Source organism: Microcoleus sp. D3_18_C2 (genome assembly GCF_036702395.1).
GTDB lineage: Bacteria > Cyanobacteriota > Cyanobacteriia > Cyanobacteriales > Microcoleaceae > Microcoleus.
Map to the genome: position 1 here is coordinate 265544 of NZ_JAUBTG010000003.1, position 16431 is coordinate 281974.

General features: G+C 47.1%; 12 protein-coding genes. 2 read left to right on the forward strand and 10 right to left on the reverse strand.

Translation table 11 applies throughout. The features are described from left to right. Nucleotides 1-2: 2 nt before the first annotated feature. From QUA88_RS03855 to treZ, 9 genes are all read right to left on the reverse strand, one after another. Nucleotides 3-1784 carry an efflux RND transporter periplasmic adaptor subunit gene (locus QUA88_RS03855; protein ID WP_333209262.1) on the reverse strand — a complete coding sequence of 594 codons (1782 nt, stop codon included), beginning with the start codon at nucleotides 1782-1784 and terminating at the stop codon, nucleotides 3-5. Between the two features lie 265 nt (nucleotides 1785-2049). Then, nucleotides 2050-2658: a PadR family transcriptional regulator gene (locus tag QUA88_RS03860; protein ID WP_333051502.1), complete on the reverse strand. Its 609-nt coding sequence runs from the start codon at nucleotides 2656-2658 to the stop codon at nucleotides 2050-2052. A 757-nt stretch (nucleotides 2659-3415) separates the two neighbouring features. Next, complete coding sequence (locus tag QUA88_RS03865; protein WP_333259606.1) at nucleotides 3416-3928, reverse strand: DUF4112 domain-containing protein; 513 nt, start codon at nucleotides 3926-3928, stop codon at nucleotides 3416-3418. Nucleotides 3929-4149: 221 nt separating this feature from the next. After that, a complete protein-coding gene (gene dnaK / locus QUA88_RS03870) occupies nucleotides 4150-6054 on the reverse strand; it encodes a molecular chaperone DnaK (RefSeq protein WP_333231312.1) in 1905 nt (634 codons plus the stop codon). A gap of 257 nt (nucleotides 6055-6311) precedes the next feature. Beyond that, complete coding sequence (locus QUA88_RS03875) at nucleotides 6312-6464, reverse strand: hypothetical protein (RefSeq protein ID WP_333231314.1); 153 nt, start codon at nucleotides 6462-6464, stop codon at nucleotides 6312-6314. Between the two features lie 11 nt (nucleotides 6465-6475). After that, nucleotides 6476-7000, reverse strand: a complete 525-nt coding sequence (locus tag QUA88_RS03880) for a GNAT family N-acetyltransferase (protein WP_333051494.1) — start codon at nucleotides 6998-7000, stop codon at nucleotides 6476-6478. A 17-nt stretch (nucleotides 7001-7017) separates the two neighbouring features. After that, a complete protein-coding gene (locus QUA88_RS03885) occupies nucleotides 7018-7251 on the reverse strand; it encodes a hypothetical protein (RefSeq protein WP_333028250.1) in 234 nt (77 codons plus the stop codon). 116 nt (nucleotides 7252-7367) lie between these two features. Beyond that, nucleotides 7368-10163 carry a malto-oligosyltrehalose synthase gene (treY, locus tag QUA88_RS03890; protein ID WP_333051832.1) on the reverse strand — a complete coding sequence of 932 codons (2796 nt, stop codon included), beginning with the start codon at nucleotides 10161-10163 and terminating at the stop codon, nucleotides 7368-7370. Nucleotides 10164-10396: 233 nt separating this feature from the next. Continuing rightward, the gene (gene treZ / locus QUA88_RS03895; protein WP_333270327.1) at nucleotides 10397-12220 is read right to left on the reverse strand and encodes a malto-oligosyltrehalose trehalohydrolase; all 1824 of its coding nucleotides are present in this window, start codon (nucleotides 12218-12220) and stop codon (nucleotides 10397-10399) included. Nucleotides 12221-12536: 316 nt separating this feature from the next. Here treZ and QUA88_RS03900 point away from each other — a divergent pair, with 316 nt between their 5' ends. Beyond that, nucleotides 12537-14597: an amylo-alpha-1,6-glucosidase gene (locus QUA88_RS03900; RefSeq protein ID WP_333270330.1), complete on the forward strand. Its 2061-nt coding sequence runs from the start codon at nucleotides 12537-12539 to the stop codon at nucleotides 14595-14597. Between the two features lie 35 nt (nucleotides 14598-14632). Further along, entirely contained in the window at nucleotides 14633-15673 is a 1041-nt protein-coding gene (locus QUA88_RS03905) for a glucokinase (RefSeq protein WP_333270333.1), read from the forward strand. A gap of 280 nt (nucleotides 15674-15953) precedes the next feature. Here the strand turns inward: QUA88_RS03905 and QUA88_RS03910 are convergent. Next, on the reverse strand, nucleotides 15954-16431 hold a 478-nt coding region (locus tag QUA88_RS03910), incomplete at its 5' end, for a tetratricopeptide repeat protein (RefSeq protein WP_333270335.1).

Genomic DNA, 16431 nt, shown 5'->3' on the forward strand with positions numbered 1-16431 from the left:
CCTTATTTTTGGCTTGCTAATGGTAATTTTTCCCCTGCTCCTTTCCCTTCCTCTTGAGCCATAATGGGAGCGCCGTCTGTCAGGTTAAGGATGCCTGCGGTAACAATTTTTTCGCCGGCTTTCAAACCTTCGATAACTTGATAATTATTCCCCTGAATGGCTCCCAATTTCACGGGCTTTTGCCGCGCTACTAAAGGTGGCATTCCAGGTTTTGGCTGTTCCGGCTGTTGAGCTGTGAAGACAAAAGTTTCCCCCCCTAAACGAGTAACTGCTGTTACTGGAACTAAAATTCCGGGGTTCTGTTTCCAGATGACTTTAGCTTTTACAAACTGGAGATTAAGTAGTTCGCCGGTGGGGTTGGGAAAGGTGGCTTTAGCTAAAATTGTTTGGGAATTGGCGCTGACGTTGGGGGAGATAAAACTGATTTGACCGATCGCGATCGCCTTACCTTGAGCATCGAGCATTTGTACTGGCAACCCTAAGCGTAATTGAGGCATCCGTTCCAAAGGAATTGATAACCGCAAGTCTAGCAATTGGTTCTCTGTCAGGGTGGCGATAGCGTTGCCTTTTTGCAAGTAATCACCTACTTTCACTGGTATGTCGCCGATGACTCCTGCGAAGGGGGCGATGACCGCAGTTTCTTGTAGTTGTACTTCAAAGCCGCGCACTTGAGCCGCGGCCTGGGCAACTTGCGCTTCAGCTTGATCGAGCTGTTCTTGGCGGGTGCCGTTGGCTAACTGGGCTAATCTACTCTTGGCTTGTGCGACTTCTGCTTCGGATGCAGCTATTTCCTCTGGGCGCGAACCGTTTTGCAATTGTCGCAAAGCTTGCCGCTGCTGTTGCAAGGCTGCTGTGCGACGCTCGATCTCGGCTTGTCTGTTCTTTTGTCGCTGCTCAAACCGCCTTTGAGCTTCTCGGAGATTGGCTTTGGCGCTGCCTTCTTTTTGGGTGTATTGCTCAAGGGTGTTCGCGGATTCTGCACCTTCTTTTGCCAAGGCCTCATATCTGGCAAGTTGCTGGCTGGCTAACTTTGCTTCGGCTGTGCTTGCTTCTATTTGCGCTCTTGCTTGGGCGATTTCTTCTAAGAGGCTACCTGTTTGGGCGTCGGCGAGGTCGGCTTCAGCTTGGCTAACGCGGGCTTGGGCTTGACCAATTTCTTCTGGCCGAGAGCCCGATCGCAGTTGGGCGAGGTTGGCTTGGGCTTGGGCGACTTGGGCTTGAGCTTGGGCGATTTCTTCGGGCCTGGCTCCTGCTTGCAATTCGGCTAAGTGGGATTGAGCGCGGATCAGGTTGGCTTGGGATTGCCTCAAGTCCGCTTGGGCGCTGTCGCTTTTCATGCGGGCGATGGCTTGCCCTTGATTTATGAAGTCGCCGGCTTTGACAAAAATCTCCGTGACTAGCCCTTCTGCTTCGGGTTTGATTTGTACCGAACGCTTGGCTTCTAAGCTGCTAACAAATTCGGAAGCATCTTCGACTGAGCTGGTTTGTACGGCTGCGATCTTGACTGGTATGCCTGGGGGTTGGGCGGCGGCTGCCTGTTGCGGTGCGCGAGTCTGGCCTGATTGCCACGAGTACCAGCCGAAACCTGCTGCGCCTGTGGCGATCGCGAGCGCGGCAATTAGGGGCCAGCGCGATCGTGGTTTAGCAACAGGTTCCGGGCGATCGACAACGGCGGGAAAATCCTCTGGTAGATCGCTGTCTGCATCGGTTGGGTGCAGTTCGGGTGTGGCAGGTTTTTGCTCTTCTGTTTCAACGACGGATTCTGGGGATTTAGAATAACTCATGGGCAGCACCACTTAGATTTTTTTTAACTTCTGACTGAGACTTGGGCGAAATCTTTGATTCTCCGGCGTTCCCCTCCAACAAGGGGGAATAATGACAAGGGATTTTAAACAGGATGGAATCGGGAAAGTCTCTTTTTAATGGGGTTGGGGTATGTGCAGGGCTTTAGTCTCATCACAGTTAGCCAAGCCTAGGGGTGATTATTTTTAGGAAAGCTTCTTGTTATTTCTCAAAAGTTACGATGGCAGGAATGATTGCACATCCTTCTTACGAGTCACCTGAGTGGGTGAGTTGGAAGGATTTTCCCTTGGATTCAGCGGATTCAGCGGAGGTTGGGGAGTCACGCACTCGGGCGATCGCGCTTTTTTCCTTGGCTAGTTGCTCGGTTAACCACTCAATCTCTGAGGCCAGCACTGACTTGCAGCGATCGCGAGAAGCGAATTGATAGTCGTCGGTTAGTGGATATTCGCTCTTGAGGCTTTCGATGTAGTCTTGCCTGGTGTAACAGGCTCGCAAGCGGTGTTCCAATAGCTTCAGCCGTTCTGCCGGTTCTAAGTCGCCAAAAAAGAAAAACTTGATTTGGAACCGGGAACCACTGTTAACCCAGCTTTCTTGAGGGTGTTCGAGCATTTTTTGCCGCCACAGTTCGCGCCCTTTGGGGGTAATTCCGTAGATTTTGCGCGGACAGCCCGCATCTCCGGCTTCTTCGGCTATTACCGAAATCTCCCCTCGCTCTTCCAAGCGCTTCAGCAGCGGGTAAATCGCTCCATAGTTGACGCTGATGCAACTGCTCATAAACAGCTCCAGTTTTTGCTTTAGCCGATAGCCGTGCAGGGGTTGCAACTGTAGCAGTCCAAGTGCTGATAATTCAAGCATTTATATCAATTTGATATTATAGTCTGGATTATATCACTATATCGGACTCAAGGGCGAGCCGGTCAATCGATTTTAGATTTTAGATTTTAGATTTTAGATTTTAGAGGCGACCCGACGGATAAATGCGGGGGACGCAAGGATTTTCGATTTTGGATTGATTTGCGCGAGATACATCACGTGGCGGGTACCACCTTTGAAATTCCTGGTCAATTCCTAGTTTCAAAGAAAATTGATTATTAAATATGTATTTAATAAATTTTGTCAATCCCCTTAAGATATATTTTTTAATATCCAGAGTGAATTCTCTTGTGGAACAGGCATCTTGCCTGTTGTTGAGAATGCTGCAATATCTCAGATTTCTGCCACATATCTCTTCTTGGTAAGAGGATCAGAACTTTTATTAGTAGGGGTTGGTTGAATTTTTAAACCCAGACACACTTTAGTATTTATTTATTGAACATTGATTGCAGTCACTGTTTTTTTGTAGCTAATACTCCTCTTATTATTAAGTATTGCTGCGAAAAAACAGTTTGTTTTTTTTCCAATCGCCCTGTTTGTAATCTACGGATATGTGAAATATTTGCTCTTTAGTAAGGCATCAAAAAAAGCAACGCACCCTATGGATAATTAAAGCCAGATGTTGTGTTTCGGTTCGCAATCATCCTCAAAAAGGAGTTTCAAGGAGAAGCTTCCCGATTATATGCTATCACTATGAATGACATAAAGAGAGGAATTTATCTGGAGCGTTAAACCCAATTTAACGCCCTGTAATTAATTGAAATAGCAACCCAAAAAGCATCACACTCAAGAAAATAACACCTCCGACAATTAAAATTAAACCCAATAACAGCGCCGCCACAAATAGCCAATCGGCTTTTTTGCCTTGTTCAGGGGAACCTAAATGAGCATCCAGCAATTCTATATTTTTGACATTAGCTTTCCAAGCAACATCTAACAAATCTCCGGCTACCGGTACAGTACCAGCAACTGTATCAAATACGATATTAGCTGCCATTTTTACTAAAGTCTCTTGAGGCACTCCCATTTGAGCGGATTTGAAGACAACATAGCCTGCAAAAATTGAACTGATTAAATCGCCGCCGCCCGGTATAAGTCCCAGTATCGGATCGAGTCCGATGCGGTATTTTGTGCCGGGAATGGGAATTGCGTTGTCTAGTAAATGGCTGATGCGGCGGAGTCGGCGCAAGGATGCAATATGAGATGGGCTGGGAGTATTTGGGGAGGAATTTTGTAGGGGAGAACGAGACATTTAGATTACTCCTGATTGCAATACAATATTCATTCCGGCTTAAATACCGCTTTTATATCGCGGGCGGGGGCGGGTTGATGAGATTGTCGATTATTGGCAATTATTTTTGGTGAACCCGCCCCTACAAAATTTAACATCATACAAGTCCGAATACAGAGAAACCCGGTTTCTGTTCAAAACCGGGTTTCTTGCTTCTAGCTGGGGGCTTTTAATTTAGCCTGTTATTTGTTGCCTTCTGTGAAGTCGGCGTCAATCACGTCGTCGCCACCAGTGGGGCCGCCGTCTCCATAGCCGCCAGGGCCGCCAGGGCCATCAGTTGGGCCGCCTGCTTGCTGGTACAGGTTGCTGCTGACAGCGTAGAATGCTTGCTGCAACTCTGTTGTCAGTGTCTTGATGCGATCGTCATCTTCACTCTCGATCGCGGATCGCAAGTCTTTAAGCAACCCTTCAATCTTAGTTTTGTCATCAGCGGGAACTTTATCGCCCAATTCTGCCAACTGCTTCTCGATTTGATAGGCTTGAGAATCAGCTTGGTTTTTGCGATCGATCCTTTCGCGACGCTCTTTGTCAGCAGAAGCATTCGATTCGGCTTCCTTCACCATGCGATCGACTTCATTGCTGGGCAAAGTAGAAGCACCAGTAATGCTAATCGATTGCTCCTTGCCAGTACCTTTATCCTTAGCAGCTACATTCAAAATACCGTTAGCATCGATATCGAAAGTAACTTCAATTTGAGGTACGCCACGGGGGGCCGGTGGAACTCCATCTAAGCGGAAGGTTCCCAAATCCTTGTTATCATTGGCCATTTCCCGTTCGCCTTGCAAAACGTGAATTTCCACGTTTGTTTGACCGTCTACAGCAGTCGAGAAAGTTTCCGACTTCTTGGTAGGAATAGTGGTGTTGCGGGGAATGATTTTGGTCATCACGCCACCCAAGGTTTCGACGCCGAGAGACAGCGGAGTAACGTCGAGCAACAGGATGTCTTTGACTTCGCCGGAGAGTACGCCTGCTTGAATTGCTGCACCGACTGCGACCACTTCGTCCGGGTTTACGGTTTGGTTGGGGTCTTTGCCAAGGAGTTTTTTGACCAGTTCTTGCACCGCAGGAATGCGCGTAGAACCACCAACTAAGACGACTTCATTAATTGCAGATTTGTCTAATTTGGCGTCGCGGATCGCATTTTCTACGGGGATGCGGGAGCGATCGATCAAATCGGAACAGAGTTCTTCAAACTTGCCCCGCGTCAAAGTCGTGTCCAAGTGTTTTGGCCCGTCTTGAGTCGCGGTAATAAACGGCAGGTTGATTTCTGCTTGGGTAACGCTCGAAAGCTCAATCTTGGCTTTTTCGGCTGCTTCCGTCAGGCGTTGCAGGGCTTGTTTGTCTTTGCGGAGGTCAATTCCTTCGGCTCTTTGGAATTCATTAGCGATGAAATCAACAATTTTTTTGTCGAAGTCGTCACCGCCGAGGTGAGTGTCTCCAGAAGTTGCTAGCACTTCAAATACGCCGTCGCCTACTTCGAGAATAGATACGTCGAAAGTACCGCCACCTAAGTCAAATACGAGGATGGTTTCGTTGCTCTTTTTATCTAACCCGTAAGCTAAAGCTGCTGCTGTAGGTTCGTTAATAATCCGCAGCACTTCTATACCGGCAATTTTTCCTGCGTCTTTCGTAGCTTGGCGCTGGGAGTCGTTGAAGTAAGCGGGAACAGTAATTACCGCTTGGGTAACAGTTTCGCCGAGGTATTTGCTGGCGTCTTCTACGAGTTTCCGAAGAACTTGTGCAGAAATTTCTTCTGGGGCAAATTGCTTGCCGCGGGCGGGACAGTCTAGTTTGAGGCTGTTGCCGACTTTGAGAACTTTGTAGGAAACTTCAGTGGTTTCGTGGGTTACTTCATCAACCCTACGCCCGATAAACCGTTTTACTGAGTAAAAGGTGTTTTCGGCGTTCATCACGGCTTGACGCTTGGCGATTTGTCCGACAAGTTGATCCCCATTTTTAGCATATGCTACTACAGAAGGTGTGGTGCGACCCCCCTCGGCGTTGGCTATGACGGTGGGTTTGCCGCCTTCCATAACTGCGACGCAGGAGTTTGTCGTACCTAAGTCAATTCCAACTACTTTTCCCATAGGGGTGTTCCGGCTCCAATCTCTACAAAATTTTGGTGTTTTATCTGTGCGATAGTCTGGTTATTCAGGACTGCCATTTTACCTCGCGGTTTACGGGTAGTGAGTCCTGCTTTAATACAGTCTTCGATAGGGTGCTTATCTCTATACTGCGGGCGGTAGACCTTGCGATGAAGGGGTATTTACCGAACCTGTTGGGGGACGGTTGCATCCGTGAGGCTTGCACCGCTACAGTTGTTGACTGCTTTTCTTTACTCTTCCTAATGTACGGTGTGCGATCGATTCGGGTATTGTGGCAAACCGTATACGTTGTGTTGTGTTTGCCGTCTTTGTTGTATAAATTTTGTTTGGTTGGTAGGGGCGATCGGTCGATCGGCTTCAAAATAAAAGTAAAATTTATCAGTTAGAGTCATGAGTTAGAGACCTACCCATTTGCTGCTTGTTTAATTGTACTCATCAGAATAAACAGTGAAAAAGGACTATCTTGGTACTCCAAGAAACCGCACCTTTTGTAAAATTCTTTAGCTTGTTCGTCAATAGCATCTACCCTGACAGCATAAATTCCCATATTTTGGGATAAATTCAGTGCATTCTCGAAGGCATGGCGCAGTAACCGCTTCCCCAAGCCTCTACCTTGCATTGATCGATCGACTGCAAGTTTCCCAACTAGCATAGCAGGAGGGGGATAGTTGGGGAGATTTTCTCGCAAGTTAGGTGGTAGCTGGGTACGATCGAGTAAATTAGCGCTGCCAGCATAATAGCCTGCTATTGTGTAGTTATCTTCACCTGCTAAAGCTACAAAAGTTCTAGCAGTACCGAGGCGATCGTTCTGCTTTGCATATCGTTTGAGATAAGCATCTAATTCTGTATTTCCCGAATTAAATGGGTCTTTTCTAAGACTGCTCGTGCTTCGGTTTATATCTTCTAGACGGCTAATAGTCCAATTCACTCGCTTTACTGTTTTGTTTAATAATCTGCAAATAATGCGAGCAATCCTTCAGACGGTGCTGGCGGGTTTTCCATGACTGAAAGTAAAAAGGCTCGATCGCGATCGGACAGTGCTGGAGGTGTATTATTGTAAGCTGCTGGGCCGTTGATAGTAGCATCTGCTTCGGCAATGAATTCGTCTAGGACAAATAGGTAAGCCCACCAAGAGAGTCTGGTTTCGGTACTGGTTTCGGTTTTGACGAGCGATCGCATTTTGCTATTCCTCCCGCTACTAAGATTGCTTTCCTGCTATGATTATAACTAAAAAAGCGACAGGTCGAAACCTGCCGCTAGCTGTACAAAGTCCGCCATGGCAGACTATTTAATTGCTATTTTTTACCGATCAGCAGAGCTGCCGGAAAGTAACTCAGAGCGTCACCAATTGCCAAAGTACCGTTACTTTCTACCGCCTGATTTGTAATTGCATCTTTCCAAACCGACGGCATTTCCTCGGATAATTTCAAATTAGTATCTTTCCAGACTTGTTTGCCGATCGGCATTTCTTCCGGTTTGACAATTCCCGTCAAAAACCGGGGAGCAATGACAATAACGGTAGTCTCTCCAAAGCTTCTGGCAAAGGCAACAACATTATCTTTAAACGTGCCAACTGCTTCCAGGGGCAGATAATCGCCTGATTGAAAAACTTGCAAGTATTTTTTTCTCGCTTCTAGGGCTCTTGCCGTCAAAAACAACTTAATTCTCGCGTCTTCTCGCGTCGCAATCAAATCTTCAATTAGTTGCAAAATATCCGTCTGAGCTTGCTCTTTAATTTCCCGCAAAACCTCGATTCTGCGCTCAAAATCTACGGGACGGCGGTTATCTGGATCGACGTGGCTTAAATCCCAGAATTCCGTCCCTTGATAAATGTCGGGAACACCCGGAGCCGTGATTTTCAGCAGCGTTTGAGATAAAGAATTGAAAATTCCGTAATTAGCTACTTTTTTCCAGAAAGGTGTAAATTTGTTGAGAAACTGATTTTGTTCCGAAGTTTCGAGAACGCTATCGACAAAGGTCATAAAACCAGCTTCGTAGTCGTTATCCGGTCTCAGCCAAGCCGTATAAACTTTGGCTTCGCGGACAGCTTTAATCACATAATCTTTCAGGCGATCGACATAATCAGTGTTTTCAATTCCCTCAAAGGGAAAACTGCCTAGCAGAGTTTGGTACAGGAAGTATTCGTCATTAGTATCTGGAACCATTCGATTCACAAAGTTGACTTTCTTAGAAGAGTTTACCTCTCTCCAAGACCTGACTTGCTGTTCCCATTCATCGGGAATTTCTGACAAAACGTTTATTCTGGCTCGCACATCTTCGCCACGTTTGGTATCGTGGGTAGCTGTCGCATTCATTTTGTGTGGCCAAGCTGCTTGCTGCTGTTGGTTGAACTCGTGAAAATCTCCCAGCGACACGCCGAACTGACTGGGATTTCCTCCCACTTCGTTGAGGGATAAAAGTCGATAGTAGACGTATAAAAGCGTGTCTTCCACGCCTTTTGCCATTAATGGGCCTGTCAACTGCTGGAGTTTCATTACAAAGTGCCGGCGCTGCTCTTTTTGTTCGGGTGTTAGGGTTTCTTCTTCTTCCAGTAACAGCACCGTTTCGATAAATTTAAGTTCCTTGAGGAGTCTGGGTGCTTGTTCTTTGGCATGGGCGATCGCATATTTTACGTAAGTGCGATCGGACTCTCTCAAACCGTCTTGATTGATGTAAGTTCGGTAGACTGGAAAAATTGTCAAAACAGCCGCCAATGCTTTTTCCAAACCGGGACGAGTAAAGTCATTTCCCTGTCTCGATTGACCGGAAATATTCTTCAAAAGTTGAGCTAGATTGTCTACATCTCCCGCCAAATTTTTCTCAACAATCAGTCCTTTTTTATCTAAAAACAACTGTTCGTAGGGAACGGTCAAGCGAGTAAATCTCTGATATATTTCGGTAAATTGCTGCTCGCGATCGCACCGACAAAAAACGCCGTTTACGTAATTCAAAAAGTCGTAGCCGCTAGTTCCCTCAATCGGCCAATATGACGGCAAATCTTCTTCGTGTTCCAGAATCTTTTCAACAGTAATATAAGTGTCTCCGACTTTCTCTCGGAGGCGTTTCAAATATTCTGTGGGGTCGTACAGTCCATCGATGTGGTCGATTCTCAATCCAGTAAACTTTCCCTCATCAACCATGTCGAATATCAGAGCGTGGTTTTTGTGAAAAACTTTAATCTCTTCAACTTTTACCGAAATAAGTTCGTTTACTGTAAAAAACCTTCGGTAATTAATTTCCTCTGCCCCCACTTTCCAGAAAGACAGACGGTAAAACTGCTCGGAAAGCAATTCGTCTAGCAAATTAAAGCTTTCGGAATTTCCCTTTTCTCCGTTAAAAACTTTGATATTTTCATCGATAAATTCCTGTACAAGGGGATTTTGATTGTAGAGTTCCCACAGCAGTCCTTTGACAAAAGCTATCTGATCGTATCGGGTTTTACCTTTAGTTTCTGAAGGTGTATTTTTAATTAAATAAAGAATTCCTAAAAACTTGATAAAATCTGGATGGCGTCTGCCTAATTCTCTAGCTAAATGCCCCAAGTTATGACTGATGAATTTAGCATAAGATTCAATTCTTACTGGCAATTGTAAGCTATAATAATTGATGGTTAGCCCAATTTCGCTGTATTTGAGTTGAATCTCGCCATTTTCCAGACACTCTCCATAAAAATTCCCCAGCAGCGGAGCCAGCACTCGACCCCTGAGATGTTCGTAAGCGTGATTCCATTCAATATCGAAGTAATCGAAATAGTCGGAATCTGGCCCGTGTTCCAATACGTCTAACAGCAGCAAATTTTGAGTGTCATAAGCCATGTGGTTCGGAACAATATCTTGCAGCCATCCCATGTTCCGTTTCTTGATTTCGTATGTGAGGGCTTCAAAATTTTCTGATGTTCCCAAATCGGGATTGAGCTGATTTGAGTCAACGACATCGTATCCGTGAGAGCTGCCTTTTCTGGCTTTAAATATTGGTGAAGCGTAAAGGTCGGTAATTCCTAAATCTTCCAGATAGCTAAGGATTTGTTTGGCGGCTTCAAAGTTAAAACCTCCATGAAATTGAATCCGATAAGTTGTTGTGGGAATTCTCATCATGTTAATTTTACTCCAAGTTTTTTAGGGTTTTCTTTTGTAATATAGGAGGCAGAGCCTCCTGAACTGCATTCCCAGGCAGAGCCTGGGAACGAGAGAGGCTCTGCCTCCCGTTTCTTGTGGGACTAGATTCCGCGACAGAGCCTGGGAACTACATAGGTTCTGCCTCCTATTGCTTGTTCCTAGGCTCTGCCTGGGAACGCCTGTATTGGAGGCTCTGCCTCCCGTTTTAATTACTCTAATTCATAGAGTGCGAAACTCTGCGGTTTAACGGTCAATTTTTGCTCTGAAGTTATCTTTTCAGGCAAGCTAGAACCTGAACCCATCCATTTTTCATCAGCAGAGTCTAAAATTTTGTGACCGTTGCCTTGGGGCAGTGTAGCCGTAAAAGTGACATCTTGCGTGTTGAAGTTTAGAATGCAGAATATCTGGCTGTCATCTGTCCAGCGACGTAGAAATAAGATTTTTTCCGCTTCAATGCTGGACACTTCTAGACTGTTTTTGTCGAGTTTTTTAAGGGCTGGTATTGTCCGCCGCAGTTGAATCAGATGTTGGTGCCATTCCCAAAGGATTTTGTGTTTGCCTTCGGTTTGTTTTTCCCAGTTTAACTTACACTTATCGAAAGTCTCTGGACTCTGGGGGTCTTGAAACTCGCCTCGGCCTTCAAAGATTTTAAATTCTTGTTGTTTGTCTTTGCGGATAGCTTCAATTAAGTTTTCGTCCGAGTGGGAAACGAAGTAAAAAAACGGTGCTTCTTCTCCGTATTCTTCTCCCATAAAAAAGAAGGGAATGTAAGGAGAAATTAAGACAGTGCCTGCTGCGAGTTTCAATGCTTCAAAGTTAACTATTTTTGAGAGTCGGTCTCCCAAAATGCGGTTGCCGATTTGGTCGTGGGTTTGGGCAAACACCAGAAATTTATGACCCGGTTCATCCTTGACAGAATTGCCGTGTCTCCGCTTTCTGTGGGGGGCGTACTGGCCGGAGTAAACAAAGCTTTCTTTGAAGGCTTTTTCTAAGTGTTCGCATTTGCCGAAATCTTGGTAGTAGCGGTCGTCTTCTCCGGTGAGCAAGGCGTGCAGTGCGTGGTGGAAATCATCGCACCATTGGGCGTCTAGTCCGAAGCCACCGAGTTCTTTGGGACGTATAGTGCGGACATCATTTAAGTCACTTTCGGCTATTAAGTAAAGTTGCCGTCCTAGTTCGTTGGAAATATCTGCTGTGGCATCGGATAGTTCTTGTAAAAAAGGTCTTGCACCTACTTCAAATATTGCTTGAATTGCATCTAATCTCAGGGCATCGATGTGATAGTCTCGAAACCAGTAGAGGGCGTTTTCAATAAAGTAGTTACGCACGCCGTCGCTGTAGGCGTCGTCGAAGTTGAGGGGATCTCCCCAAATTGAGCCGTATTTGGATGTAAAGTAGGGGCCGAATTGACTGAGGTAGTTGCCTTCGGGGCCGAGGTGGTTGTAAACTACATCGAGAATTACTGAAATGCCGTGTTCGTGGCAGGCGTTGACGAGTGTTTTGAAGCCTTCGGGGCTGCCGTAGGAGTTTTGAACTGCGTAGGGATATACGCCGTCATATCCCCAGTTTCGCTCGCCGGGAAATTGGGCTACTGGCATGATTTCGATGGCGTTGATTCCCAAGTCTTTAAGTTGTTTTAGATGGGGAATTATTGCTTCAAATGTTCCGGCTTGGGTGAATGTGCCGACGTGCAGTTCGTAAATAATCATTTCGGCTAGCGGCACGCCTTGCCAATTTGTGTCAGTCCAAGTAAAAATATTTTGATCTATTACTTGCGACGGAGCGTGTACGCCTTGGGGTTGATATTTTGAGGCTGGGTCTGGTCGGTCGGTTTTTCCTTCGATTTGGTAAGTGTAAAGGGTTCCTGGTTCGATGTCTGTAGCTGTGGTTTGCCAATAACCTTCTGCTGATTGTTGCAGGGGTATCAGGCGTTTTTTTGGGGAAACAATTTGGACTGCGATTTGTTTGAGGGTGGGCGCCCAAACGGTAAATTCACATTGGTTATTGCCGAGGTAATTTGCTCCTATCTTCACTTTGAGCCGTTCTCCTTATAAAATAGGTTGGTAGTTCGATCGCCCGACGCGCTATCAAATGCTTGCCCTTAACGTTCAGCGCCTGTTTAGACGGTAATATTACTTAATATAACAAACAACTAACTTTAGACAGAGGCATCAAAGGGGAAAATTGGGTAAGGGGCAAAAGTAGCGGTTGGTGAGACCGAAATTAGAGCAGGAATCGGCGCGGGGGCGATCGCCAAATTAACGGCCTGGAATCGTTAATATTTCTGGTTGATATCATGTCGAAAATCTACCTAAAGGTAGGTAAAAAATCAGCGCGAGTGTGGATTTTATGGTTATGGCTTTTGGACGGGAAATCTGCTGCAATCTCGACTCGGCGGAGTCTCGCGAGTGGTTGGTCACAAACGGGATCGGCGGTTATGCTAGCGGGACGATCGCAAATCTCCTCACCCGCCGCTATCACGGCTTGCTGGTAGCCGCCCTCAAACCCCCGCTGGGACGAACTTTGATGCTCGCCAAGCTGGACGAGACGGCGGTGTATCACGATCGCGCCTATCCGCTTTATACAAACCGCTGGGCCGACGCGACGATGGAACCCCACGGCTACAACTACATCGAAAGCTTTCACCTCGAAGGCACGACGCCTGTTTGGAGGTTTGCTCTCGGCGACGCTATCCTGGAAAAGCGGATTTGGATGCAGCAAGGTGCTAACACAACATATATTCAATACCGCTTGCACCGCGCCTCACAACCGATCGCCCTCGCTGTCAAAGCCCTAGTCAACTACCGCGACTACCACCACACAACGAGCGCCGGCGACTGGCAGATGAGCCTACAGACCTTAGAACGCGGGGTTTGCGTGACTGCATTTCCCAAGTCTGTACCCCTGTACCTGCTGACGGATGCCGAACCAGAGGCGAATTTTCGAGTTTCTACGCCTTTATACAATTGGCATTACGGATTTGACCTAGCAGCCGAAAAGCGGCGCGGATTGGACTACTGCGAGGATCACTTGCACGCGGCGACTTTTCACATGACGATCGCACCGGGAAGTTCTCTCACATTGATAGCCAGCACCGAGAAAAATACCGAACTCAACGGCGGTACAGCTTTAGAAGTGCGCCGCGCTGCGGATCAAGAACTGCTGCAAAACTGGTCAAAAGTGAGCGAATCTCCCGACTGGATCAATCACTTAGTGCTAGCCGCCGACCAATTTATCGTCAGCCGCCCGCTACCGGAGGAATCCCAAGGCAAAACGATCATCGCCGGATATCCCTGGTTCAGCGACTGGGGGCGCGACACGACGATCGCCCTACCCGGTCTCACAATCTGTACCGGGCGATGGGAAATTGCGCGATCGATTTTGCGAACATTTGCGCGGTATGTCGATCGGGGGATGCTGCCGAACCGCTTCCCCGATGCGGGCGGCGCACCGGAATACAACACCGCAGACGCCACTCTGTGGTACTTTGAGGCAATTCGCGCTTATATCGATGTCACGGGGGACGAGGAACTTTTGAGCGAACTCTGGCCTACTTTATGTGAGATTGTTGATTGGCACATACAGGGAACTCGGTATAACATCCGCCTCGATCCCGATGACGGTTTAATCTACGCCGGCGAAAAGGGTGTGCAACTGACTTGGATGGACGCGAAAATCGGCGATTGGGTGGTGACGCCTCGGATTGGTAAGCCGATCGAACTCAGCGCCCTTTGGTACAATGCTATACAAGCTATGGCAAGTTTTGCTCGAAAATTGGGCAAGCCTCACAATGAATACCAGCAATTGGGCGATCGAACAGCCGCCGGATTCCCTCGCTTCTGGAACGCCTCAACTGGTTACTGTTACGACGTTCTGGACGGCCCAGACGGACACGATAGCTCCCTGCGGCCCAACCAAATATTCGCCGTTTCCCTGCCCCTAGACTCGATTCCTCCTCACTCCGCCAACTCCTTGTCAGCGGGGATGCGCCAGGAAACCCGCTATACACCGTTACTGACGCCCATCCAGCAGCGTGGCGTGGTGGACGCCTGCGCTCAACAGCTTCTGACTTCTGTCGGCCTCCGCAGCCTCTCGCCGCAGCACCCGCAGTATCGCGGCGTATACGGAGGCGACCAATTGCAGCGCGACAGCGCCTACCACCAGGGCACAGTTTGGGGCTGGCTGATTGGCCCGTTTGTCTTGGCGCACTTGCACGTATACAAAGACCCAGCACAAGCGCTCGAATTCCTAGAACCGATGGCACATCATATAAGAGCCGGCGGAGTTGGCAGTCTGGGCGAAATTTTTGAGGGCGACGCCCCCCACTCGCCGCGGGGCTGCACGGCTCAAGCTTGGACTGTGGCTGAGGTGCTGCGGGCTTGGTTGGCAATTAATACTGTCGGTGTTTAAATGGGGAATGTTATCTTTGGTGGAAAAAGAGATTTATGGCATTATTATTAGCGGGCGATATTGGCGGAACTAAGACAATTTTGCGCTTAGTGGAAAGGACTGTTAACGGTGAAATGAACGCTCTTTACGAGTTTCGCTATCCGAGCGGGGAGTTTCCAGATTTAGTACCGATGGTGCAGCAGTTTTTGACGGAAGCTGCTATGAAATTGGATTTTGCGCCATTGCCTGAAAAAGCTTGTTTTGCGATCGCAGGCCCGGTGGTTAATAACACTGCAAAACTGACTAATTTGCCTTGGGTGCTGGAGGCGAAGCGTCTGGAACAGGAATTAGGAATATCACACGTTAGTTTAATTAATGATTTTGTCGCGGTTGGCTACGGCGTGTGGGCTTTGGACGATCGAGATTTGCACACTTTGCAAGTTGGAAAACCCCGCCAACACGATCCAATTGCTGTGATTGGTGCGGGTACTGGTTTGGGAAATTGTTTTGGAATTCCAGAGGCAAATGGCATCAGAGTATTTTCTTCGGAAGGGGGGCACGGTGACTTTGCTCCTCGTTCGGAGTTGGAGTTTGAATTGCTGAAATATTTGTTAGCAAAACACGACATTCAAAGAATATCGATCGAGCGTGTGGTTTCGGGACTAGGGATTGTTTCAATTTACCAGTTTTTGCGGGACAGAAAGTTTGCTCCTGAATCGCCGGAGATAGGCGAAGTTATCAAAAAATGGGAGTCAGAAATCGGTAAAACTGAAAAGACTGTCGATCCGGGGGCGACAATTGCACAGGCGGCCCTCAAAAAGTGCGATCGGCTTTCGGAACAAACAATGCAAATGTTTGTAGAAGCCTACGGTGCGGTGGCGGGAAATATGGCTGTATCACTTTTACCTTACGGCGGTTTGTATGTAGCTGGCGGCATTGCTGCTAAGATTTTGCCGCTGATTCAAGAAGGGGGTTTTATGCGAGCTTTTACCCATAAAGGCCGGATGGATTCGCTGTTAGAAATGATGCCGGTGAGATTGGTTTTAAATGATAATGTAGGGTTAATTGGAGCCGCAGTTTGTGCGGCCGGTCTTTAGTTAAGACACCGAAATGATAGAGGACACGGTATTGCCGTGTCCCTACCCCGATTCATTGTAGAAAAAGGGCATTGCCGTATCCTGATTTCTTAGATTATCCTCATTCAAGAATCTCAAATTTTATGCGATCGTAAATATCCCTCAAACTCAACCGATTATAAAATTAACGTCTCATCCTCAGACTCATATACAAAATCGGATGACTAATTATATCATAGCTGGGATTAAGTAGACTAAGTAAAATAGAATATCCTTTCTAGTTTTAATCTAAAATTTAAAATTACTTCCCTTCCAGTTCTTTCAGCTTCCGCTGGGCTAACTCCTTCACCTGCGGATCTTGAGCGACGGCTAAAGCTTGGCGATAGCTTTCAATTGCTTTTAATTTGTCGTCTTTGAGTTCATAAGCAAGGCCGCGATTGTTGAAGGCTTCTGCATCTTTAGGATTGAGTAGAAGGGCTTGATTGAAATCGGCAATGGCGCGATCGTATTCTTTTTTATGGTTGTAAGCATTTCCGCGATTGTAGAAGGCTTCTGCATATTTAGGATTGAGTAGAAGGGCTTGATTGTAATCGGCAATGGCGCGATCGTATTCCTTTTTATTGTCGTAAGCAAGGCCGCGATTGTTGAAGACTCCTGCGTATTTAGGATTGAGTAGAAGGGCTTGATTGTAATCGGCAATGGCGCGATCGTATTCCTTTTTATCGTCGTAAGCATTGCCGCGATATGTGAAGGCGTCTGCATCTTTAGGATTGAGTATA

Bases quoted from the DNA above. Each gene is read 5' to 3' on its own strand.
- dnaK (WP_333231312.1), bottom strand. From the start codon at position 6,054: ATGGGAAAAGTAGTTGGAATTGACTTAGGTACGACAAACTCCTGCGTC.
- QUA88_RS03900 (WP_333270330.1), top strand. From the start codon at position 12,537: ATGGTTATGGCTTTTGGACGGGAAATCTGCTGCAATCTCGACTCGGCG.
- QUA88_RS03865 (WP_333259606.1), bottom strand. From the start codon at position 3,928: ATGTCTCGTTCTCCCCTACAAAATTCCTCCCCAAATACTCCCAGCCCA.
- QUA88_RS03875 (WP_333231314.1), bottom strand. From the start codon at position 6,464: ATGACTCTAACTGATAAATTTTACTTTTATTTTGAAGCCGATCGACCG.
- QUA88_RS03855 (WP_333209262.1), bottom strand. From the start codon at position 1,784: ATGAGTTATTCTAAATCCCCAGAATCCGTCGTTGAAACAGAAGAGCAA.
- QUA88_RS03885 (WP_333028250.1), bottom strand. From the start codon at position 7,251: ATGCGATCGCTCGTCAAAACCGAAACCAGTACCGAAACCAGACTCTCT.
- treY (WP_333051832.1), bottom strand. From the start codon at position 10,163: ATGAGAATTCCCACAACAACTTATCGGATTCAATTTCATGGAGGTTTT.
- QUA88_RS03905 (WP_333270333.1), top strand. From the start codon at position 14,633: ATGGCATTATTATTAGCGGGCGATATTGGCGGAACTAAGACAATTTTG.
- QUA88_RS03860 (WP_333051502.1), bottom strand. From the start codon at position 2,658: ATGCTTGAATTATCAGCACTTGGACTGCTACAGTTGCAACCCCTGCAC.